Source organism: Christensenella sp. KGMB01412 (assembly GCF_055522415.1).
Genome location: NZ_JBVFVW010000010.1, coordinates 1 through 22,472, shown reverse-complemented (window position 1 = coordinate 22,472; position 22,472 = coordinate 1). Strand labels below are relative to the sequence as shown.

The following is a 22,472-nucleotide window of genomic DNA, read 5'->3' as shown; positions in this document are numbered from 1 at the left end:
TTTCAGCGTATCCTCTGAATAGCGCACCTGACGGTGCTTCCAAAGGGGAAAATACGTTCCCCTTTGGGCATCCCCCCGTTTAAAGATGTTTCATTTCGCGTTCCCGCTCACGAAACCAATTTATTCCTGACGACATCTATTAAGCAGGTTCGCTATTTACAAGATCGTCTATCAATTTGCACGCCGATTCCGGCGTCATTGCCGGGTATACCTTGTCGTTTACGGTAAGGACAGGCGCCAGCCCGCACGCTCCGAGGCACGATACGGTCTCAACCGTATACAGCATATCCTCCGTCGTCTTTTTCTTTTCCGTAAGCCCCAGCTTTTTTCGCAGCGCTTCCAGAATCGGAATCGATTTCCTGACATGGCATGCAGTTCCATCACAAATTTTGATTACATATTTCCCTTTGGGTTCCAAAGAAAAATTTTCATAGAATGTAGCGATTGAAAAAACCTTGGCCTCTCCTACGCCAAGCTTCTCCGCCACATAACAAAGCGCGTCCACAGGCAAATAACGGTATTCCTTTTGGATTTCCTGCAAAATCGGTATAACCTCCGATTTTTTGGTGTACTCTGACAAAATCCTGTCAACTGTCTGCTTTACTTCCGCGTTCTCCACGTGTCCCATCCTCCCAGATACTGTATTCTTGCAAAACGATTTTACATACTTTGTTAAATATTTAACACATACTATTATATTGTATCTGTTTTACGGGAAATATTCAATCATTATTATAGGAATTTCTAAGAACTTTTTGTTAAATTATACTCTGGAGTTTTTTCCATTTGCAGACGCCTCCTGAAAAGCGTATAAATAACAAAAAACCGGTTTTCGCAAATTGCGAAAACCGGCCATATTCCAATCCTTTTTGATTATCCTGCGTTTTCTGCAAGAGCCGCTTCCCGAAGCTGCTCTTTTTCTTCTTCGGAAACGGTGATATCCAAAATACGCTCCGCATCCACGCCCATCATTGTTTTGGAGTCATACAGCACGATAAAATCAACATATTCGCTGCGCTCAACCCCGCTTGGAATACTTTGCAGCTCTGTCTTGGAGTAAGCGACAAGCGTTGTGATCTCATCCACCATAATACCTGTATACTGGTTGTTCCTGTTGAGCACGATCACAACTCCGCGGTTTACTTCCTTATACGTCTCGATCAGCTGATCAAGCAGCGGGATGACCTCGTTATAGCAGGTGCGCTTTGCGTCCTCCAGCCTTTTTTCTGCCGCTTCCCATTCCTTCCTGGCCATAAGCTGGTTGATCTCCCCGCCGCAGCAATGGATAAACTCATGCGGCGCGGCAATCTTTTTCAGCACAAAATTCAGGCTGATATTATCTGTATGGAACTGATCGTACCATATCCCAAATTTGCACTTGTGCGGATCAACGGCCTTTGTAAAGGTTACCCGCTTTTCCACAGCTTCCTCCAACGCTTCAATCCAATCCACGTGCATCTGCTTCATTTCAGCAAATCGGTTCACATATTCCGTAAGGTTCATCATATTGAACAGCGTACGCATCTCCACCACCGGAATGGTCCGGTGGTTATAATTTGTCACGCCCAGAAGATACGGCGGGTTTCCCGGCATCTCCGTAATCTTTTCCGGAATCACAATCGAATCGACAAATTCACTGGTAATGCAGTAATCCGCATTGTTCAGCTTAAATGTGACCCATAGCTTGTTTTCATCATATGTTTCCATCGCGTATCCTTCCTGCGGTTTTATTCTATATTTACCTGTTATGTTTGGTATTATTTTCTTTATTATAGTCGTTGTAGCGCCTGAACACAATAGAAAGTTAAGCTCCGGCTTTGATTTTTTCTTACTTTTTTCGGGTAACGCGCGTCATTTATTGGGCAACGTTACCCGCGGCTACATCTCGCGGTACTCCTTGGGCGATATTCCGACAAGCTTTTTAAATACGATACTGAAATAAAAGTGATCGGAAAAGCCAATTTTATAAGCAATTTCATAAATCTTCAAATTGGTCTGCCTTAAAAGCTTTTTTGCCTGATCGATACGCAGCAGGTTCAGGTATTCGCTTACCGTGCTGCCCGTCTCGCTCTTGAAGAGCTGTCCGAAATAGTTTTTACTCAGGCCAAGCGCTTCCGCCACATCTCCAACGCCAAGCGCTTCGCAGCATCTTTGGGCAAGTATGGCCTTGCTTTTTTCGATGATCGCCCTGTTTTTTTGCCTTGTATTCGTTTTCGTATACTGCTGAATTTCAAGAAGGTATTCCGTCGTTTTTTTCATCAACTCGCGCGCAGTCAGCTTATCCGCCAAAACTGCGACTGGATAACCGCCCGACGCTTTGTAATAGTTTTCCAGATTCCCGCACACCTCCTCCAAAACGCCCAACGCGCCTGCCACTGCGTTCACACATAAAAGCTGCAGCGCGTCAAAGGAAACAAAGCCCGCCTCGCTTTGAAGCCTTTTACCAATTTTTTCCAGGATTGTGATTGCCTCCGGAATATTCTGGTATTTGATCTGAGTCATGATATTTTCCCGGTCAATCTGGAAGGACAAAGGATCGGGATTGGTTTTGATGTCCTTGATTCCAACGATGCTGCCCGCATCGATCTCCTCCGCATAAAAAAGGGCCTGCTGCGCGTCGGAATATGATTGTCTTAAATTTCGCAGGTCTTCCACACTGCTGCCGATGCCCGCGCGCAAAAGCACACCGTAATCCGTTCCAAAGGTTTCCTGAAGCGCCTCCACCTCAGTCATAAGCGCAGCGATCCCGCCGCAGTCCGTAACAAGCAATGCAAACAGCTTTGTTGAAATATGGAAAAGAATACATTCCCTGAGCCCGGAAAGCTTCTTTTCAATGATCTCTCCAAGCGCAAAAAGTTTTAACTGGTATTCTTCCTCCCCTTTGGAATCACTGCCGTTTTCGATTACCGCACCTAATAAAACCACTTGGTATTGCGCCGCGCCTTCGTCAATTCCAAGAAAGCTTTTTACATTTGCAATGCGCTCCATTTCGATCTTTCCGTCTAACAAATCCTGGAAAAATCGGTCGCGGATAGCCGGCCGTATCTTCTGTAACTGCTGTGTCAGCGTCTTTATTTCTTCCTGCAGCGCCCTGCGCTTCTCAATCTGGCGTACCAGCGTCCGAAGGGCTTTTTTTACTGCCTGCGGCGTTACGGGCTTTAGAATGTATTCGCTTGCGCCGTATGCCATCGCCGCCTGCGCGTATTCAAATTCATCATGGCCGCTCAGGATAATAACTGCCGTATTGTTCCCCTGCATATTGCTCATTTCACGCAGGACGTCGATTCCGCTCACCTTTGGCATACAAATATCAAGAATCAGGCCGTCCACCTGCTTTTCCCTGAGCACCGAAAGCACCTCCTCCCCGTTTTCTACTGCGGATATTTCCAGTTCAGGAAACGCTTCGGCCTCCTTTACGATCCCCTCTCTTACCAGCCATTCATCGTCACAAACCAATATCCTGTACATCCGGCGCCTCCTTTCTTTGCTTCATGCGCGCGATGCAAACCGTCTGGTTGTCCACACGGTGCAGTGTAACGCCATATCCCCGGCCAAAATGGAACCGTATCCTGTCGTTGACATTTTTCAGTCCGATCCCGTGGTCTCCTTCAATCGGAAGCCCGTGCTCCAGATTGTAATTGATCCGTTCAAATCCGGCTTCCTTCGCCGTCCTGCCGTTATCCCAGATTTCGAAAACGAGGTTCTCTCCTTCCGCCTTGCCAATCACGCGGATCGTTCCTTTCCCTCCGGCGTCCTTGATTCCATGGTAGATCGCATTTTCCACAAGAGGCTGCAGCACGGTTTTGATCATAAAGCCGTTTTGCACGCCTGTTTCTACATCAAATATAAATTTAAAACGGTCCTGATACCGTATCTGTTGTATCTCGAGGTAGCTCCTGACGCATTCCACCTCCGTCCGCACGCGGATAAATTCCGCGCCTTCGCTGACCGTAATACGGAAAAGACGGGAAAGCGCGTTCACGAGTTCAATGACTTCTTCTTTTTTGCCCCTGTTGGTAAGCCAGATAATGGAGGACAGTGTATTATAGAAAAAATGGGAATTGATTTGTGAGGTAAGCGCGTCGTACTGGTCTTTCTGGTGCTGCAGCTGCATTTCGATCGTTTTCGCGAGCGATACCCGCAGCCTTTGCGTCATATTGTTAAAGCTCTGCGTCAGCCTGCCGATCTCGTCTGTATAAAGCGGGATAAAACGCGGCGTGAGGTTTTCATCCTCTACCGCGTCCATAATACGAATCAGCTTTTTGATCGGTTTTGTAATGTTTTTGGATACCACAAATGCAAGCAGCGCGCACAGGCATACCGCAAAAATCAGGACGGCTATCGTTATGACGATGATGGAATCGCTCGCGGCAATTACCCTCGCGTAATCCACAACGCCCAAATATCTCCATCCCGACGGCGGCGTGGCATAATAGGAGAATAATTTTTTTCGTCCGTCTACGGTTTGGTAAAAGGAGCTCTCTTCCTCATCCGGCATGGAAAAACCAAACAGCTCCTGCACGTTGCTTCCAATGAGAGCTTTATCCCAGGAGGATAAAACGGTTCCATCCGGGCCTACCACAAGGACATTATCCGCAAATCGTACTCCGTTTGAGGTAATGCCGCTGATCCTGCTTTCATCGTAATTTGCTATTGCAAGCCCAAGCTGCGTTTTTGTGCCATAATCTTTGATTCCGCGGATAAATGGAAGGGTATAGGCGCCGCCCGCGTCAATCGGTTTTCCCCAAAAGCCGTTTTCCCCGTTTGCAAGCCTTAATTGGTATTCCCCAAGATTGCCCGCAAGGGCCTCCTCATATTTACGGCCGGATTGGTTTGTATAAGCTTCCCCGCGCGAAAAAATATAAGCCGCATCCATTACGGAAGTTACAGAATCCTCATAGAGCATCTTCTCCACCTGGAAATTGACATTCATGTATTCCGTCCCTGCGTCCGCCTCCGACAAAACTTCTATCATGCGTTTATTGCTGCCCAGCCCAATAGCCCGCAGCTCAATCCCGCGTTGTTGTTCCTGCACCTGCTGTTGCACCTGCCGCAGGTCGAAAGCCATGTCCTTCATATAACGCTCTTCCCCTGATTGGAGGGAATTTTGAAAGGTAAACGCGCCAAGAAATAAAATCGGCAGCAACGCAAGCAGCAAAAACCAAATAACAAGCTTTTTACGGAACTCCAGATTATTATACCAGGTATGAATTTTTCGCATGTTTTCCCCACCCATTTCGATCATAGCCGAACAGGGCGACAGAAATAAATCCATTCACCCTGTGCGTTTTCCTTATTCTGTTTTACGAACCCACTTTGCTTCCGGAACCATAGGAGTTTCCCCCGGAGGCAGCGCGTCCGCCCCGCCTCCAGGAGGAAGAAAAATCACTGGCGCAACTCAATAATGCTCTTCCAGTCCACCTTGCTGTCCAGATTTTCGCTGTCCACAGCGATATATTGATAGGTTACTTCCTGTTCAATCTCTTTGCCTTCAATGAAATCCTTGGCGACCTCCAAAATCTTTGCATGGTCCATCGGATTGCCAAGCAGGTATGCTTTCATCAGCTTATCGCCGGAGGAAAGCTTTTCAAGCGCTTCCTTGCCCCAGCCTACGCACGTTACCACAGCATCCGATCCCATAGACTCGATCGCAGCGGCGGCGCCCGCTCCCGACTCGTAATTGATTGCAAAGAACAAATCTACATTGTCCGGGTTTGCGGTCAAAATATTTTCCGCTACCGCCATGCTGTCCGCTCTGGTCGCTTTGCCATCCTGACGCGAAATGACGTTCACGCCTTCAAGCTTTGAAACTGCATCCGAGAATCCATTGGCGCGCTCTCCGCAGACAACCGGCGACGTGGGATAGTCGAGTATCGCTACGTTTGCCTTGCCATCGAGGTTCTCGGTGATATAATCGGCGGCCCATTCGCCCATGCTGTATCCGTCCGCGTAAAAATCGCAGATGGTATACGCGGTAACGTCCGTATTGTCTTCCATAATGCCGTCATAGGTGAAAACAGGCACTCCCGCCGCCTTGGCGGCTTCCACGCACGCTACGCTCCCAACCGGATCTACAGGCGACATAATAATCGCGTCCACGCCTTCCGAAATAAAATCCTCCACCTGCTGGATTTGCTTGGAAAGGTCTGCGTTCGCATCCTGCACAATCAAATCGATTCCAAGTTTGTCTGCCTCCAGCTTCATGCAGTTTTCGATATCCGTATAATATTCATCCGTACGGTAATAAAGCGACAGTCCCATTTTGAGCCGTTTTCCGTCCGTTTCGCCGCCGGCGCTGTTTTCAGAGGCGCTTTCCTTTGCTCCGTCCGCGGAGGACTGCGCCTGCTCACTCGCGGAGGCTTCCGCTGCGGGCTGCGCGCAGCCCGCAAATAACATAGCTGCCATCAAAACGGCAAGCAGCAATACACCAATTCTTTTCATATCTATTTTCCTCACTTTCCCTTCCTGTTCGGTTTGCTTTTCTTCACACAGGGAGCTTTCCCGCTCCTGTCCTGTCCCATGGATCGTCAAGCGCCAAGCCCCGCAGGTCGGCGATTACATTCTTTTTTTCCGCTTCGTACATACGCCAGATTACGCGATGCCCCTGTAAGGTTGCCGCGCCTGAAGTAAGCGGTTCCTTGTCTTCAAGGATACAATCCGCAAAATGTTCGATTTCATATTTGGGAAGATGGCTTGTGGGTTCGCATTCAAAAATAAGGATTTCCTGATCTGATTTTTCGAAATATTTTGTAAAGTTACTGCTTTTGTGCAAATACATTTTACCTTCGTTTAAACAACATTCTACCATACCATCTTCAAAAAATGTATTAATTGCATAGCTGTGGCGCGTCCCTTTTGCTCCCCATGTCCCGAAATGATAGGCGAGCCTGCCCCCCTCAAACTCGAAGATCGCATTGCTGGTACCCTCCATTTCCATCCATGGCGTACAAAGGTTTGTTCCCATATGCGCACCCTTTATTGGTTTGCCGAGATACCACAGTAAAAGGTCTACGTAATGACAGCCGTGGCTGAAAAATTGCCCGCCGCCAAGGCGCGTCGCCGAGGTTGTCCACTCATCCTCATAATAGGTGTACTGTTCCGTCCAGATCGACATCTGGAACAGCTCCCCGTACTCCTTCCGGTCAATGATTTCCTTGAGCTTTGCGATCATCGGATGATATCGCATGATATAGGCGACCATCAGCTTTACGTGGTTTTCTTCCGCGGCCCGGATGAGCCCCAGGCACTCGTCCTCGCTGAGCGCCAGCGGTTTTTCCATCAGCACGTGCTTTTTATGGTTCAGGCAGTCCATGCCAATTTCGTAATGCAGGTCATGCGGCAGCGCCAGCAGGAAAGCGTCCGCTACATCCATCAGCTCCCTGTAATCCTCAACAGCCAGCGGACAATCCAAAAATTCCGCCATTTTCTGTGCGCGTTCGATTACAATATCGCAGCACGCCACCACTTCAATTTTATCCTGCAACTCACGAAACGCTTTTTCGTGAACGTCGGAAATAAATCCACAGCCGACAAGCGCCAGTTTTACTTTCCCCATCCGTCATTCTCCTTTTCGTGTTTTGATGCTTTTATTATAAAAATTTGTTTTCCCGCAATACATAGAATAAAAAAAGAATTCTTATAAAAAAGAACTATTTTTACATGCGGATGGATTTTGATCAAACAAAAAACAGGCCGGAATCCCTGCCTGTTTTTTCAATCCTGTAATTTTACCATGCCAACGCGCTATGCCTTCACGCTGACATAAGCCCTGATAGCGGCAGCCATAAACTCTGCAAGCCCCGGCGCGTGTGCGTCGATGCTGTTGCGGAACCGTTCGTCCGCCACATACATTTCCGCCAATCCAGCAAGTATTTCATCCGTGCAGCGGTAAAAATTGCGCGAGATGTGCTCCTGCCATTTTCCCACCAGCGCCTGCACCTGCGGCGCGTCCGGGCTTTCCGATCGATGTGCGGCAAAGCCCGCATAGATTTCATTGGCCTCGTGCTCGATGCGCTCCCAGTCCTGCGCGCCGTATTCCGCTGTCTTTTCGCTGCTTTCACGGTACGCTTCCGTTCCGCCCCAGCGCTGCTTTGCTTCATCGGCGTATTTTTCCTGTGCTTCCCTGATTTCGCTCATATCAAATTCTTCAAAGCTCATTTTTGTTTCTCCTTCCAAGGTTTTATCCACAAGGCTTATGAGCCTGCCAAGCCTGCGCTGCCTGAGCAACAGCAGCTCTTTCTGGTTCAAAAGCGCCTTGCGCGCGTCAAAGGCGGGATCGTTCATAATCTCTGCGATCTCCTTCAGGGAAAAATCAAGTTCACGGAAAAACAGGATTTGTTGCAGGCGGGAGAGCTCTTCCCTGCCATACAGCCTGTAACCGGCCGGTGTGACCTCGCTTGGGTGCAAAAGCCCGATCTCGTCGTAATAATGCAGCGTGCGCACGCTGATTCCGCAAAGCTTCGATACTTCCCTGACTGTCTTTTTCATCGTTTTCCCCTTTGGCGCGGGGGCTGGGCCGCGCAGGCCGCATGTCCCCATATGCTTACCTTACACTATAACGTAACGTGAGAGTCAAGCGCATAAACAAAAAAAGTTTGATTCGTTTTCCGTGCAAACAGTAAGAGGCAAAATCCTGATATAAAAAACAGGCCGGATACCCGGCCTGTTTTTGTCATATTCTTTTTTCAGCCGATCGGTTTTGCGTTTGCAAGCAGGTATTTCTCCGCTTCGCTGGACCACAGGCCATTCGTTTTCTCCACGATTTTCGCAAGCTCCGCGTACATCGGATCTGTTTTTCCAAGCTCTGCAAAATCGTCAATCGCCACAAGCGGCATATCGATCTGCGTATAGATCAGTTTTTTACCACCCGGGATATCGTGCAGCTTGAGCGTAACCTCCGGCACGCAGTTCAGGCCGCCCACATGCGTAATCATGACGGATGGAGTGAGCTTGCCCGCTGCCATCATCTTAAGCACGTCGCGCATATCGTCCGTATTCCCGCCGGAGTTGCTGCAGATATGCGTTGCCGCATAATGTACGTCATAGAAGTTAAATTCAGCCGTAAATTCGGTGTTGGTAGGGCCTGCAAAGAAGTTGAGGCAGCCATCCATGCCAAGGAGCCTGTCTCCCATCTCCACAACCGGCTTCACCGGAGCCATCACATAAACGTCGTCAAAACCCGTGCCGCCGGAAAGGCCCATCACATAAGCCTCGTCCTTTTCAGCCGTATTTACATAGTGAAGCTCCACGCCCTGCTTTTTGGCTTCTTCCACGGTGAAAAGCTTTTCCGCGCGCGCAAGCCTTACCGGATCAATGTCCGTGACCACCAAAAGCGACGGACGGCGGTCTGCATGGATCGCGTAATCGATGGTGCCAAGGCCCATCGGGCCCACGCCTGCGAGAAGCGCCATTTTTCCGCCTTCCTTAATGCCCATCTCATGCTCATACGAACCAAACTTCGTATGATAGTTCACATGAGCGCCGCCTGCAATGCAGCTCATCGGCTCTGCAAGCGAACCCTGGTAGAAGGAATCCCCTTCATATTTCAAAAAACAGTTGGTTTCAAATACTTCCGGCGGAATCACGATATATGTTGCATCCCCGCCATAATACTGATAAGAATATCCCGGCGCTTCCAGCGAACCCTTATAGAACATTGCCGGCTGCACGGTGAATTTGTCGCCCGGCTTTGCCACGCCCTCGAGCTTCTTGCCAACCTTCACAACCTCGCCGCAAAACTCGTGACCAATAATCGTCGGATGCTCCGCAACGTCATTTGGCACGCGTTTGTGGTCTCCCCCCTGGATTGCCGCTTTGTAGCTGGACATACACAGGCTGTCTGATACCACTTTTGCCAGTATCTCGTCGTCCTTCATTTCCGGCAGTTCAAACTCCTCCAGCCGCAAATCACTTTTTCCATACAATCTAACCGCTTTTGTTTTCATACCAATTCTCCTACTCCTAAGATTCTATCATTGTAAAAAACCCTTTGGTGCAATCATACCATAAAACTTATACGATTTGAACGTCCCGCCGTTTTGCTTCACGGACGATCTCTCCTTCGAGGCTGTCGTCTGAAACAAGTACGTTGATATCTTCCATATATGCAAATGTAAACGGCATGATCTTATCGACTTTTTTGCTATCCATTAATATAATCGTTTTCCGCGCCCGGTTAACAACTTCCTTTTTGATTTCGCATTCCGTGTAGGTTCCGCTCGTAAAGCCATTTTCTACCGAAAATCCGCTTGCCGCCATAAAGGCGATATCGATATTTACCTCACGGATAAAATTGCAGGAATTGATTCCTGAAACGGAAATCGTAGAACGGTTGACCTGTCCGCCGATGAGCGTAACGCTCGGCTTCTGCTTTTTGATCAGCTCCATTGCGATATTCACGCCCGAGGTCATAATGGAAAGGTATTCGTCCTCCATTTCGCGTGTGAACAGCATCATCGTCGTGCCTGCGTCCACATAAATGGAGCGCCCCCGCTCAATGAACTGCAACGCCTTTTTGGCGATCACATATTTTTCCGCTACGTTTTCCAGGGCGCGCTCAGAATAAATATCCTCCGCGGCAATCGACAGCCTGCTCATGGCCACCGCCCCTCCCCGTGTACGCTTTACATAGCCGTTGTCTTCCAGAAACTTGAGGTCGCGACGCAGCGTCATGCTGGAGCAATTCGGAAAATGCTGTTCTAGGTCTTTCAGTTTTACCTCTCCGCGCTCGCGAAGCAATTCTTTGATCTCTTCCCGTCTTTCCGTATTCATCTTCAAATCCCTTTGCGTATTTTTTTATATTGTAACATAATAATGTTCATTTCTCAACAAAAATGTAAATCTGTTTGATAATTTTTATCATTTTTATATTTGATTTCTGTTGTTTTCATAATTTAATAAAAAAAATTTTTAATTTTTTATATTTGAACGAAACCTGAAAAAATTGCGGAAATGCGTCAATATCGCTTTTTTTAAATGAACGCATGTTCACAAGTCTCCAAATTCTTATTTAAGCGCATTAAAAAGCCTTTTTTCGGCTTGACAACCTACCCAAATGTCTTTATTATTTTATTAAATGAACTATGGTTCGTATTAAATTTTGACGAAAAATGCTCCGTCATCAATCGTCCGAAACAGGGCGCTTTAGATATAGAAGTTTTGTTTACAAAAATGGACAGCTACCTGGTAGCAAAAGAATTGGACTTATATGGAGGTTTATTATGGCAAGTATGAAAAACGCAATTAAAGGGGCGGGAGCAAACGTTGCTTTCTCGGCTGCCTTTAAGTATCTGGAAAAAGATCCGGTGAAAAATCTTCCCAAGCTGTTGAAGTGGGCGGATAACTTCACCAAAGGAAACCGCTGGAACAGTTCTGTTAAGAACTTCCAGGACTGGTGGGATGAGCAGACCTGGCAGGGCGTACTGATGAAGCGCGTGCTGACGGACGTCAATACAAATTACCTGAAGAGATTCATCCTGAACTTCTTCCTGAACTCCGGCGTTAAGGGTATGCCGATCGCACAGGAGAAGGGCAAGGAAATGGGCGTTCAGGTTCCGTGGGCGATCCTGATGGATCCGACATCCGCCTGTAACCTGAAATGTATCGGTTGCTGGGCTGCCGAGTACGGCAAGCACTACAACCTGACCTATGAAAAGATGGACGAGATCATCGAGCAGGGCAAAGAGCTTGGTATCTATGTATACCTGTTCTCCGGCGGAGAACCGCTCGTTCGTAAAAAGGACCTGATTCGCCTTGCAGAAAAGCATTCGGACTGTGCGTTTGGCGCATTCACGAACGCGACGCTGATCGACGAGGATTTCGTTCAGGATTTGCTGCGTGTGGGTAACTTTACGTTTATGATTTCTGTGGAAGGCACGCCCGAGGAAACGGACGCCCGCCGCGGCAAGGGCACATACGACAAAGTTATGAAGGCGATGAAGCTTTTGAAGGACGCGGGTATTCCGTTTGGTTATTCCGCCTGCTACCACAGCCAGAACTACAAGACAATCGCAAGCGACGAATGGAACGACACAATGATCGAAGCCGGCTGCCTGTTTGGATGGCTGTTCACCTATATGCCTATCGGCAAAGACGCTGTGCTTGACCTGTGCGTAACGCCTGAGCAAAGGGCTCATATGTATCAGAGAGTACGCGAAATGCGTGAATACAAGCCGATCTTTATCCTTGACTTCTGGAACGACGGCGAATATGTCGGCGGATGTATCGCAGGCGGAAGGCGTTACTTCCACATCAACTCCAACGGAGACTGCGAGCCGTGCGCGTTCATCCATTATGCGACGCACAATATCAACGAGTGCACGCTTGAAGAGGCTCTTGGCAGCCCGCTCTTCCGGAAATATCAGGAAGGCCAGCCGTTCTCCGATAACCTGCTTCGTCCGTGTCCGCTGCTTGATAATCCGGACGGTCTGCGTAAGGCCGTCAACGAATCCGGCGCACATCCGACGCAGGACCTCGACCTTGAGGGCGTTGACGTGCTGACGGCAAAGACAGATACGATTGCGAAAAACTGGAAGACCAAGGCAGACGAAATCTGGAGCTGCGGTCACTATCCGTTCAACGGCATCATCAACCACGCTATGGATAAGCGCGTTGATACCACAAACGGCCAGGGCGCTGCTGCATGCGGTAACTGCGGACATGTTCCGTGCGACCGTGCAACAGAAAAACCCGCTGGTTTGGACTAATCCCGGACAAACAAAAAGCATCCTTTGAAAGGATGCTTTTTTTATTCTCCCCCGCCTCAATCTATGTTACAATAGCAGTGGCAATTTTCAAAAGGAAGTATCGAATTGGAACAGATTATTTCTACCTTCCCCACCGCGCTTGAAATCATCGGCCTCCTTGCGTTCAGTGTATCCGGCGTAATCATTGCGCTGCAAAAGCATCTGGATCTCATGGGGATTATTGTCCTTGCGATCACGGCTGCGTGCGGAGGCGGCATCCTGCGCGATATCCTGCTCAATAAAGGTATCCCTGCTTTTTTTACGAACTATTCTTATATCGTCACGGTTGCAATCGCAATCGTCGGCGCGCTTGTATTCAACAAAATTTATTCCCGCAGCCATACTGTGCTGAGAAAATACAATGTAGGCAAAGTTCTTGATGTTGCCGACGCGGTGGGCCTTGCTACCTTTGGCACGTCCGCAGGGCTGATGGTTCTGGATCAGGGCGGCAATATGCTTACCTGCGTCTTTATCTGCACCATCACCGGCTGCGGAGGCGGCATCCTGCGCGACATCCTTGTACTGCGTATGCCGATCATCTTTTCAGGAACGATATACGCGGCCTGCTGCATCGCCGGTTCGGTGATGCTATACCTGCTCTATGGACACCTGCCGCGCGAAGTGGTCACCGGGATATGCTTCGGCCTGATCCTTGGCCTGCGGTTTCTGGGCATTTTCCGCGGCGTTGGGCTTCCAAAGCTCAAATACCACGCGGAATAAATTGATCAAACTGGCTCTAGGGCCTTCCCCTGACAGGAGAAAACAAATGCAAAGCAAGGAAATAGAAATAAACGGTATCCCATCGATTGTCTGGGGCGGGGATTCTGAAACGGTGGTCATCGCCGTCCATGGAAATCAATCAAACAAAAAAGATACGCCGATCCGGATTTTTTCCGAAGAGGCAGCGGCAAACGGCTATCAGCTCCTTAGCTTTGACCTGCCGGAGCACGGCGAACGAAAGACTGAGGATACGCCCTGCAAGGTACAGTATTGCGTAGCCGATTTGATTGCCGTCATGCAGTACGCCAAAGCGCGCTGGAAGAAAATCGGCCTCTATGCAAACAGTATCGGCGTTTATTTCAGCCTGCTTGCTTACGCGGATGAACACCTCTGGAAAGCATGGTTTCTTTCTCCCGTTCTGGATATGCGGCGTTTGATCGAAAACATGATGGACTGGTTCCACGTTACTGAAACGCAGCTTCAAAAAGAGCAGGCCGTTTGTACGCCGGTTGGACAAACTTTGTACTGGGACTATTATTGTTATGTGAAATCGCATCCTGTCGCCAAATGGAACACGCCCACGCATATCCTGTACGGCGCTCATGACGACCTCTGCGAAAAAGAGACCATATTGGATTTTGTGGCAAAATTCCCCTGCGATCTGCAAATTGCAGAGCATGCGGAACATTATTTTCATACGCCGGAAGAGCTTCAGGCCTTAAAGGCCTGGATCAAAAAAACTCTTTAGCCGGCACATGGCAAAGCCCTGTTTCCAACCTGTTTATGCCGCAGCGTGGAATTTTTGTCTCCGAAGTGTTCGATGGGAGCCACTTCCTCCGCAACGGAAACTCCACAATAACCGACCTCTTCATTTCTTTTATTTTATCGCCCGCCTTACCTTGAATGTCCTATCATAAAAAATCCCTTTCCGAAAATCTGGAAAGGGATTTTACATGATTGATTTTTTATAATTTTTCGATGAACTCCGCCAGCGTTTTCGCGCTGTGCTTTTTACCCCACTTCTTTTGGGCTCGTTCCATTTCCTTCATTTTGATATCATTGAGCCGCAACTGGGAAAGCACCTGCCCAACCGGCTGATACTGATTGGAATGAACTGCCAGCGAATTGTTCAGCAAAAATGCAAGGTTCATGTTTTCAACGCCCGGCATGGGCTTCATCAAAACCATTGGCTTGCATTTTCCGATCGCCTCGGAGGTCGATAAACCTCCCGGCTTGGTCACGACCACGTCTGCCGCGTCAAGATACTGCTCCATATTATCCACAAACCCAAGCACATGCACAGGATTTTTGAACTCCATTCCTTTCAGCTTGTTTTTGAGCCGCGTATTGGAACCGCACACTGCGACAAGCTGCATATCCTCAAGATGGTCTATTTCCTCCATAACCGGAATCATGCCCGAAAAGCCCATTCCCCCCGCCGCAAGGAGTACGGTAAAAACATCCTGGTTCAGTCCAAGCGCCGTGCGCGCCTCGCACTTATCCATCGAGTGCGCAAATTTTGGTGCAATCGGAATTCCCGTCGCAAGTATTTTGTTTTCCGGTATGCCGCGCTGTGTAAACTCCGGTATCATCAGCTCATTCGCCGCGACAAAATAATCCATTGCCGTATATTCCCAGAACGGATGCAGAGCGTAATCCGTGACGATCCCGATGCTTTTAATGCTTTCGTCATAGGTTCCCGCCTCTTTTAACGCGGTAATCAGCATTGCCGTCATTACAATCGAACAAACGATTACATCCGGCTTTGCCTCGTCAATATAACGCTGCAGCTTGTTTTTGGCAAGATTTGCAAACGCCCATGGAAAATACATTTTCATATCTGCGCGGCCATTTGCTTTTTCCGCGGCTTTGTAGATGTTTTCATTGAGCTTGGGAATAAACCTTCCCATTGCCGTATAGCCCTTGTCAAAACCAAGGCCAATCGCTTTATTCAGAAACTTATAAGTGTCAAGTATATCACATTCATGCCCTTTTTTCAGTAAAGCCGCACGAAGGGCTTTACTGGTGGAGTTATGCCCTTGTCCGACGGTCATGCTTAATACGAGTACCTTCATGTTGATTCCTTCCAACTATTATTCTTATCATTGTAACTTTAATATAACATAAACCCAAAACAGGTTCAATAAATCAAAAATGAAAGTATTCTTACGATTTACAGCGTATCACTTATGGCTTCACATGACTGCGCCGCCATAAGGTTCGCTGCACAGCAGTTTCTAACAAATACTTGCTGCATAACCATTTGGCAAACTGCAATAATGAGCCCGCTTCTCCTTATCCTGCCCCATATTTTTCTTTCGGTATCTGGTTGCGGCAGGCAAAGCGTTATGCTATGATAAGTAAGGTTTGTTTTGGAAAATTCCTCATTACAGCGGGGATTTCCGCACAATACCAAAATGATATCCAGGTGGTTACGCTATGAGTAAAAAAATCGTTTTGACGGGCGGCGGTTCCGCAGGGCATGTAACGCCCAACCTTGCGCTTGTTCCAGGTCTTTTGGAGCATGGCATAGAAGTGCACTATATAGGCACGGCGGACGGCATAGAGCATACGCTGGTGCACGATATTCCATATCACGCAATCAGCGCCGGCAAGCTGCGTCGTTACGCAAGCGCAAAAAACGTAAGCGATGTTTTTAAGATATTCAAGGGTTATGGAGAAGCAAAAAAAGTATTGCGGGAAATAAAACCCGACCTTGTTTTCGCAAAGGGAGGCTTTGTATCAGTCCCCGTCGCGTGGGCCGCGGCAAAGCTCCAGATACCCGTCATCCTGCATGAAAGCGATTATACCCCGGGCCTTGCAAACAGGCTTTGCACCAAAAAGGCACAAAAAATATGCCTTTCCTTTGATACGCCCCAGGCCCACGACGGCAAGGGAATCCTCACGGGCTCGCCTGTGCGTGCCGACCTTTTGACCGGCGATAAAAAAGCGGGTCTTGCAAAACTTGGGTTTAGCGGCGAGCTTCCCGTGTTATTAATAATGGGAGGATCGTTGGGCGCCCAGGCGGTCAACGACGCTGTAGACGCCGTGGCGGACGAGCTGCTGCAAAAATACAGTATTGTCCATCTTCGCGGCAAGGGAAAACTGAACCCCGCACTAAACGGCAAAGCAAATTACAGGCAGTTTGAATATATCGATTCAGGGCTGAATGATATTTTTGCGGCTGCCGACCTTGCACTTTCACGCAGCGGGGCAAATGCGGTTTTTGAATTTCTCGCTTTGAAGCTCCCGGCATTACTGGTTCCTCTTCCATTATCCGCAAGCCGCGGCGATCAGATCCTGAACGCGAATTACTTCGTGAAACGTGGTTATGCGAGAGTATTAGAGCAGGAGAACCTGAACGCGGACACATTGCCTGAAGCTCTTAATGACCTGATGGCAAACCGCGAAGTATTGATTTCCAATATGGAGCAAAGCACCGAAGCCAACGGTCTGGAAAACGTCCAGCGTATTATTTTAGAGAGTATCGGAGTAAAATGAACATTCAGAATTTTGTAGAAAACTATCATACCCTTCCTGCGTCCGAACGCAAGGAAGGCCTTGCTGAAATCATCAAGGGAGAAAAGCTTCAAACCGTCTTTAACCTGGTCAGGGGTTCGAGCGCACGCGCTGCTTTGCGTGTGATTGCGGACGCTGACAGCCGCGCCGCCGATTTTGTAAAAGCAAATATCGACGGCATTTTAAAGATTTTACGCACAGGCGACGCAAAAATGCGTATGCACGCGGCACAAATCATTGGAAATACATGCGCAAGCCAGTATCTGGACGACCTGATCGACGCGATCATGCACGAACAAACCATGTTCACGCTGCCTTCCTACCTGCTTGCAATCGGGCGGGCGAAAAACGACCGGGCAAAGCGTTTTCTGGATTCCTACCAGCTGCGCAGCGATCTCGAAAAACACCGCGAGGAGGAAAAGGCGGCGCTCGACAAAGCGCTTGCAGGGTTTATCATCCGTAAAAAGGCGCGTGTGCGCGTTCTTCCCAACGATATTGTCGTGCTGGCTTCCCCTAATCTGAACGTAACTTATTCCCAGTGCAAAGACGCGGGACTGAGCCCTAAAAAGTTTGGAAAATACATCGCTGTTTCCGGCCTTACCAATTTTTACGATATTTACCAGCTCCGCGCTTATACGGACGCATATATTTATTTTGGCTGCGCGCCGGTCGCCCAGCTCCCCGAATTTTTGGCGCAGAGGGAACGGGCAATCATGCAGCGTACAGGCGTGACAGGCTACCGCCTCGAGGTGCGCAGCGTTTCCCACGAGGTGCGTCTGGACCTCATCAAAAAATGTGTGGCTGCCATGAATGAGCTTATCAATACGCCCTCCTCTTATTCCATTGAAATACTGATCGAAATGGATGGAGATATGGCGCAGGTATTTTTGAATCCACTGACCGACGACCGGTTTTCGTACCGTAAAAAGGCAATATCCGCCAGTGTGAATCCCGGCGTTGCTGCAAGCGTATGCGCTTACGCAAGCGAATTTTTCGATCCGGACGCGCGCGTGCTCGATAACTTCTGCGGCAGCGGCACCATGCTTTACGAACGCGGCTTTTATCCGCACCATTCGCTCACGGGCGCCGATATCAACATGACGGCAGTGGAAGCAGCCAAGGAAAACAGCCGGTATGCGCATGTACATCCGCAGTTCCACTACATCGACTGCCTGAAATTCACCGCCAAAAGATATGACGAAATCATTGTCAATATGCCGTTTGGGCTGCGGGTGGGCAACCATTCCAGGAATGAACGGCTCTACCGCTCTTATTTTACGATTCTGCCTGAAATATTAACCGACGAAGGCCTTGCAGTGCTATATACGCACGAAAAAAACCTGACGGAAAATCTGATCAAAAGCAACGGCCGGTTCAATGTATTGAAGCGCGCAACCTTCGACGCGGGCGGCCTTTATCCGGCGGTTTATGTTATCCGCAAGAAAAAAACAAAGTAACCTGAAAAACAGGCGTTGCCGTCAGCGGGCAACGCCTGTTTTTATTTTCTTCCCGTTTTATTTGATATCATCCTGATACATCATCACGCTGGGCGTCATATAAAGGTCGTCCACTTCTTCACCCTGCAGGTATGCGTATGCCTTTTCCACGCCAAGCTTTCCGAGCGTGTAAGGATCCTGATTGACAGAGCCAAGCATTTTTCCTTCCTTGATGGCCTCCTGCGCGTCCGCGGCAAAATTGATTCCGACAACTGAAATTTTGCCGGTCATTCCCGCTTCTTCAATCGCGCTGATCGCGCCCAGCGCCATCTCATCGTTGGCAGCAAATAATCCGGTAATATCCGGATGTGCGGCAAGTATGCTCTGGAATACCGTATATCCTTCGTTGCGGTTATAATTGGCAGGCTGCGACGCTACGATCTCAATCCCGCTGCCGTCCTTCTCCATTACGCTCAAAAATCCGCTTTTGCGTTCCTCAGCCGTTTGTGCGCCTGCCGTTCCTTCCAGAACCGCTATTTTGCCCTTGCCGTCCAGCGCTTCGATAAGCGCCTTCGCGCATTCCTCACCCGCCGCGTAATTATCTGTGATGACGCAGGTGACCGACTCTGCGCCCATGTTTTCCATTTCTGTTTCGTCGGCCGCAGTATCAATATTGACAAACGGTACTCCCGCCTCGTTACAACGCTGGATAAATGGTACGATAGCGGTTGACGATAAAGGCGCGGCGATGATTGCATCCGGCTTCTGAGACAGGAAATTATCAAGTATCTGGATTTGCTTGTCAATTTCCGTATCCTTGTTTGTCGCCTGAACGTCGATTTCAATTCCAAGCTCCTTGCACGTTTCCTCTACTCCCCTTGCTTCTTCCAAAAAGTAAGGATTGGTCAGGTTCTTTACCGCAAAGCAGAATTTCAGTTTCTTTCCATCCGTTTGGTCTGCCGCAGCGCTGCCTTCGCTGCCTGCGGAAGCAGCATCAGCCGATTCTGCCGCAGGACTCGCGGCCTGCTCCGCCGGAGCGCACGCGCAGAGCGCAAACACCATGACCAGTAATACAGCGACTGCCAACATCAATTTTTTCATTTTTTCCACCCCATTTTCTTATTTTTTCTCGTTTACAGGTCGATATCCCGATGCTTCCAGCGATCCTGCGCCGCCGTAAAGCCATATCGTTTCCATTTCCTGCTGCGGATCCGTATTGATGAAATAGTGAACGTCTCCAACAGGAACGTAGACCACGTCTCCCGGCCCGATCTCAAACTCCTCGTCCCCGCTGATTGCCCTGCCATGCCCGGAAACCACATACAGGATCTCTTCCGCGCAGTCGTGCGTGTGCCTTTCATGCGACGCACCGTTCGGCGGAAAAACCGTACGGCCCAAAACGGCCTTTTTTGAGCCCATTGTCTGCTGTGAGCAAATCCACTGCACTGCCATTTTGTTCCAGCCGTCTTCCTCCTTCAAGCCCGTATCAACCGGAACGTCCTTTAAGTTCCTCAACCGTTTTACCATTGCTTCTCTCCTCCCTTATTTATTTTTCCTGTTCCTGCTCAGCATGTCCATCATGACCACACAGATGATAATAGAACCGATCACAACCTGCTGCGGATATGAACCAACCCCAAGCTGTATCATGCCGTTGCGCACGACGCTCATGATAAGCGAACCGATAAAGGTGCCTGTGATTTTTCCTTCGCCGCCCGCCATACTGGTGCCGCCTATAATTACTGCCGCAATCGCGTCCAGCTCCTGTCCTGTCCCTGCGATTGGCTCTGCGGAATTGAGCCTTCCCGCCATCACGATTCCCGCGATGGCGGCGCACAGACCGCTTACCGCAAAGGCGCTGGCTTTAAAGAATGGTATCCGTACGCCGGAAAGCCTTGCTGCTTCCTCATTTCCGCCGATGGTATAGAGGTATCTGCCCATCCTTGTGTGGTTTAATATGAAATATGCGGCTACAAAGCAGGCGACCATCAGCAGCCATGCGTTTGGTATGATTCCAAGCTTTCCGGAACCAATCGGAACAATACTTGTCAGTACGCCCGTAATGGGCCGTCCGTCCGTAATCATCAGGGCAATCCCCTGCGCGATGCTCATCATCCCCAGCGTTGCGATAAACGGTGGAAGCTTGCCCTTCGATACCAGCGCGCCGGTCAGCGTGCCGCAGCCAAGCCCTGTAAGCACGGTCAGCGTGACGGCGACAAACCCAGGCATACCCGCTTGCAGGCAGGAGGCCAGAATGACTCCGCACAGCGACAGCACCGAGCCAACCGACAGGTCGATTCCCGCTGTGATGATGCAAAACGTCATCCCTACAGAAAGAATTCCATTGATCGACATCTGCGTCAGCACCGCAGAAATGTTAAGCAGCGACGCAAAATGCTCCGTGACGAGCGATAATACAACGCACAGCGCTATCAAAATCATTACCAAAATGAATTGATTGTTGTGCAACAAATTTTTTTTGCTTTTTCCTAATTGAACATCCATCTCCTGATTCATCCCTGATCCCCTCCTATCATTGCAGTTAAAATATCTTCCTGGTGTACGGTATTATCAAACTCCCCTGTGATCCGTCCTTCCCTGATGGTCAGGATGCGGCTGCATATTCCAAGCAGCTCAGGCAGCTCTGAAGATATGACAATGACTGCTTTTCCTTCCTTTACAAAATTATTGATCAGCGTATATACCTCTGTTTTTGCACCTACGTCAATCCCCCTCGTCGGCTCGTCCAGAATCAGGATATCCGAGTCCGCATAAATCCATTTTGCAATGACGACCTTTTGCTGGTTTCCGCCTGACAAGGTCGATACTGCTTTCTGCGGATCGGGAACGCTGATTTTGAGCATGCTGATATATTTCGCAGCCTGCTGCTCTTCCCTGTTTTTCTTTAGTATTCCCATTTTTCCGCTGTTTTTTTCCAGGTTTGCAATCGTGATATTTTTTGCAACGTCGTGCTTTAATACAAGGCCCTGTTTTTTACGGTCTTCCGGCAAAAGCGCAATTCCCTTACGGATTGCATCGCGTGTATTATGGATTTTCACTTCTTTGCCGTGGATAAAAATACGCCCCGCATCCAGCTTGTCCGCCCCAAAAATCGCCCTTGCGATTTCTGTACGCCCCGCTCCCATCAGCCCGGCAAATCCCAGCACTTCACCCTTGCGCGCAGTAAAGGAGACATCGCTGAACACGCCTTCCCGTGTGAGTCCCTCCACACGCAGGACTTCTTCCTTGGGAATATCGTCAAAATTTACTTTGGGGAACTTGTCCTTGATTTCACGTCCGACCATCATCTGGATCAGATCATTTTGACTGGATTTTTTCGTATCCATATTTCCTGCAAGCCGTCCGTCACGCAAAACGCAGATATTATTTCCGATCTGGAAAATTTCTTCCAGCCTATGCGAAATATATACGATCGCAATCCCTTTTTCCGTCAATGCCTGTATGGTTGTAAACAGCTTTTGTATTTCCTTTTCGGTCAGCGCCGCCGTTGGTTCGTCCATAATCAGGATACGGATTTTCCTGCTGAGGACACGCGCCACCTCAATCATCTGCTGATAGGCGATCCCCAACTCCTTGACTTTCGTATGCGGATCAACGTCAATTCCAACCAGTTCCTGCAGCAGCCGCTTTGTCTCCCTGTAAATTTCCTTCCATTTCACAACGCCAATCCGGTTCGTTTTCAGGTCTGAGCCCAGAAACATATTTTCCGCAATGCTGAGCTCCGGCACAAGCATAAGCTCTTGGTATACGGTGCCAATTCCAAGCTGTTCGGCGTGGATCGGACTCTTGATTTCGACTTCCTGCCCGTCGATGGAAATGGTTCCTCCATCCTTTTGATGCGCGCCGGATAATATTTTCATCAGTGTCGATTTTCCCGCGCCATTTTCACCAATCAGCACGTTTACCTGCCCCGGATATACATCGAACGACACATCCTGAAGCGCATAAAAGTTTCCGAACCGTTTGTCAATATTTCTCATTTTCAATACAGGCTCCACACATCCCACCCCCTCTTACTTGTTTTTAATGGGTA

General features: G+C 48.9%; 19 protein-coding genes. 5 read left to right on the top strand and 14 right to left on the bottom strand.

Annotated elements, in window-relative coordinates; all coding sequences use genetic code 11:
• Positions 1 to 139 precede the first annotated feature (139 nt).
• From ACS5WU_RS12350 to ACS5WU_RS12310, 9 genes are all read right to left on the bottom strand, one after another.
• Complete coding sequence (locus ACS5WU_RS12350) at positions 140 to 628, bottom strand: complex I 24 kDa subunit family protein (protein WP_046444477.1); 489 nt, start codon at positions 626 to 628, stop codon at positions 140 to 142.
• Between the two features lie 245 nt (positions 629 to 873).
• Entirely contained in the window at positions 874 to 1,707 is an 834-nt protein-coding gene (locus ACS5WU_RS12345) for a chemotaxis protein CheW (protein WP_302761296.1), read from the bottom strand.
• Between the two features lie 171 nt (positions 1,708 to 1,878).
• A complete protein-coding gene (locus ACS5WU_RS12340) occupies positions 1,879 to 3,468 on the bottom strand; it encodes a response regulator (RefSeq protein ID WP_465089181.1) in 1,590 nt (529 codons plus the stop codon).
• Positions 3,446 to 5,275: a sensor histidine kinase gene (locus tag ACS5WU_RS12335; protein ID WP_302761916.1), complete on the bottom strand. Its 1,830-nt coding sequence runs from the start codon at positions 5,273 to 5,275 to the stop codon at positions 3,446 to 3,448. The genes ACS5WU_RS12340 and ACS5WU_RS12335 overlap by 23 nt, the downstream gene beginning before the upstream one ends.
• Positions 5,276 to 5,385: 110 nt before the next feature.
• Positions 5,386 to 6,441, bottom strand: a complete 1,056-nt coding sequence (locus ACS5WU_RS12330) for a sugar ABC transporter substrate-binding protein (protein ID WP_302761918.1) — start codon at positions 6,439 to 6,441, stop codon at positions 5,386 to 5,388.
• 43 nt (positions 6,442 to 6,484) lie between these two features.
• Entirely contained in the window at positions 6,485 to 7,555 is a 1,071-nt protein-coding gene (locus tag ACS5WU_RS12325; RefSeq protein WP_465089180.1) for a Gfo/Idh/MocA family protein, read from the bottom strand.
• 188 nt (positions 7,556 to 7,743) lie between these two features.
• Positions 7,744 to 8,487 carry a MerR family transcriptional regulator gene (locus tag ACS5WU_RS12320; RefSeq protein WP_302761922.1) on the bottom strand — a complete coding sequence of 248 codons (744 nt, stop codon included), beginning with the start codon at positions 8,485 to 8,487 and terminating at the stop codon, positions 7,744 to 7,746.
• Positions 8,488 to 8,684: 197 nt separating this feature from the next.
• Positions 8,685 to 9,944 carry a zinc-binding dehydrogenase gene (locus ACS5WU_RS12315; protein WP_046444484.1) on the bottom strand — a complete coding sequence of 420 codons (1,260 nt, stop codon included), beginning with the start codon at positions 9,942 to 9,944 and terminating at the stop codon, positions 8,685 to 8,687.
• A 67-nt stretch (positions 9,945 to 10,011) separates the two neighbouring features.
• Complete coding sequence (locus ACS5WU_RS12310; RefSeq protein WP_046444485.1) at positions 10,012 to 10,770, bottom strand: DeoR/GlpR family DNA-binding transcription regulator; 759 nt, start codon at positions 10,768 to 10,770, stop codon at positions 10,012 to 10,014.
• 449 nt (positions 10,771 to 11,219) lie between these two features.
• Between ACS5WU_RS12310 and ACS5WU_RS12305 the strand changes: the two genes are divergently transcribed.
• The 3 genes from ACS5WU_RS12305 to ACS5WU_RS12295 all read left to right on the top strand — a co-directional run bounded on the left by ACS5WU_RS12305 (position 11,220) and on the right by ACS5WU_RS12295 (position 14,211).
• Positions 11,220 to 12,704: a radical SAM/SPASM domain-containing protein gene (locus ACS5WU_RS12305; RefSeq protein ID WP_307756990.1), complete on the top strand. Its 1,485-nt coding sequence runs from the start codon at positions 11,220 to 11,222 to the stop codon at positions 12,702 to 12,704.
• A gap of 105 nt (positions 12,705 to 12,809) precedes the next feature.
• On the top strand, positions 12,810 to 13,463 hold the full coding sequence (locus ACS5WU_RS12300) for a trimeric intracellular cation channel family protein (RefSeq protein ID WP_052740589.1): 654 nt from the start codon (positions 12,810 to 12,812) through the stop codon (positions 13,461 to 13,463).
• Positions 13,464 to 13,509: 46 nt separating this feature from the next.
• Positions 13,510 to 14,211 (top strand): alpha/beta hydrolase, encoded by a 702-nt coding sequence (locus ACS5WU_RS12295; protein WP_059109540.1) that lies wholly within the window; start codon positions 13,510 to 13,512, stop codon positions 14,209 to 14,211.
• Between the two features lie 217 nt (positions 14,212 to 14,428).
• On the opposite strand, the gene ACS5WU_RS12290 is transcribed toward ACS5WU_RS12295, so the two are convergent.
• A complete protein-coding gene (locus tag ACS5WU_RS12290; protein WP_046444488.1) occupies positions 14,429 to 15,538 on the bottom strand; it encodes an MGDG synthase family glycosyltransferase in 1,110 nt (369 codons plus the stop codon).
• Positions 15,539 to 15,902: 364 nt separating this feature from the next.
• On the opposite strand from ACS5WU_RS12290, the gene ACS5WU_RS12285 reads away from it, so the two are divergent.
• Positions 15,903 to 16,964, top strand: coding sequence for an undecaprenyldiphospho-muramoylpentapeptide beta-N-acetylglucosaminyltransferase (locus ACS5WU_RS12285; protein ID WP_059109541.1), 1,062 nt, complete (start codon positions 15,903 to 15,905; stop codon positions 16,962 to 16,964).
• Positions 16,961 to 18,439 carry a TRM11 family SAM-dependent methyltransferase gene (locus ACS5WU_RS12280; RefSeq protein WP_059109542.1) on the top strand — a complete coding sequence of 493 codons (1,479 nt, stop codon included), beginning with the start codon at positions 16,961 to 16,963 and terminating at the stop codon, positions 18,437 to 18,439. The genes ACS5WU_RS12285 and ACS5WU_RS12280 overlap by 4 nt, the downstream gene beginning before the upstream one ends.
• A 57-nt stretch (positions 18,440 to 18,496) precedes the next feature.
• Here ACS5WU_RS12280 and ACS5WU_RS12275 read toward each other — a convergent pair whose 3' ends face one another.
• Genes ACS5WU_RS12275 through ACS5WU_RS12260 form a run of 4 tightly spaced genes read right to left on the bottom strand, consistent with a single transcriptional unit; the run spans position 18,497 to position 22,419 of the window.
• On the bottom strand, positions 18,497 to 19,519 hold the full coding sequence (locus ACS5WU_RS12275; protein ID WP_059109543.1) for a sugar ABC transporter substrate-binding protein: 1,023 nt from the start codon (positions 19,517 to 19,519) through the stop codon (positions 18,497 to 18,499).
• A gap of 18 nt (positions 19,520 to 19,537) precedes the next feature.
• Positions 19,538 to 19,945 carry a cupin domain-containing protein gene (locus ACS5WU_RS12270; protein ID WP_052740591.1) on the bottom strand — a complete coding sequence of 136 codons (408 nt, stop codon included), beginning with the start codon at positions 19,943 to 19,945 and terminating at the stop codon, positions 19,538 to 19,540.
• Between the two features lie 15 nt (positions 19,946 to 19,960).
• Positions 19,961 to 20,935: an ABC transporter permease gene (locus ACS5WU_RS12265; RefSeq protein ID WP_052740592.1), complete on the bottom strand. Its 975-nt coding sequence runs from the start codon at positions 20,933 to 20,935 to the stop codon at positions 19,961 to 19,963.
• Positions 20,932 to 22,419 (bottom strand): sugar ABC transporter ATP-binding protein, encoded by a 1,488-nt coding sequence (locus ACS5WU_RS12260; RefSeq protein ID WP_302761133.1) that lies wholly within the window; start codon positions 22,417 to 22,419, stop codon positions 20,932 to 20,934. Before ACS5WU_RS12260 ends, ACS5WU_RS12265 begins: the two co-directional genes overlap by 4 nt.
• Between the last annotated feature and the right edge of the window lie 53 nt (positions 22,420 to 22,472).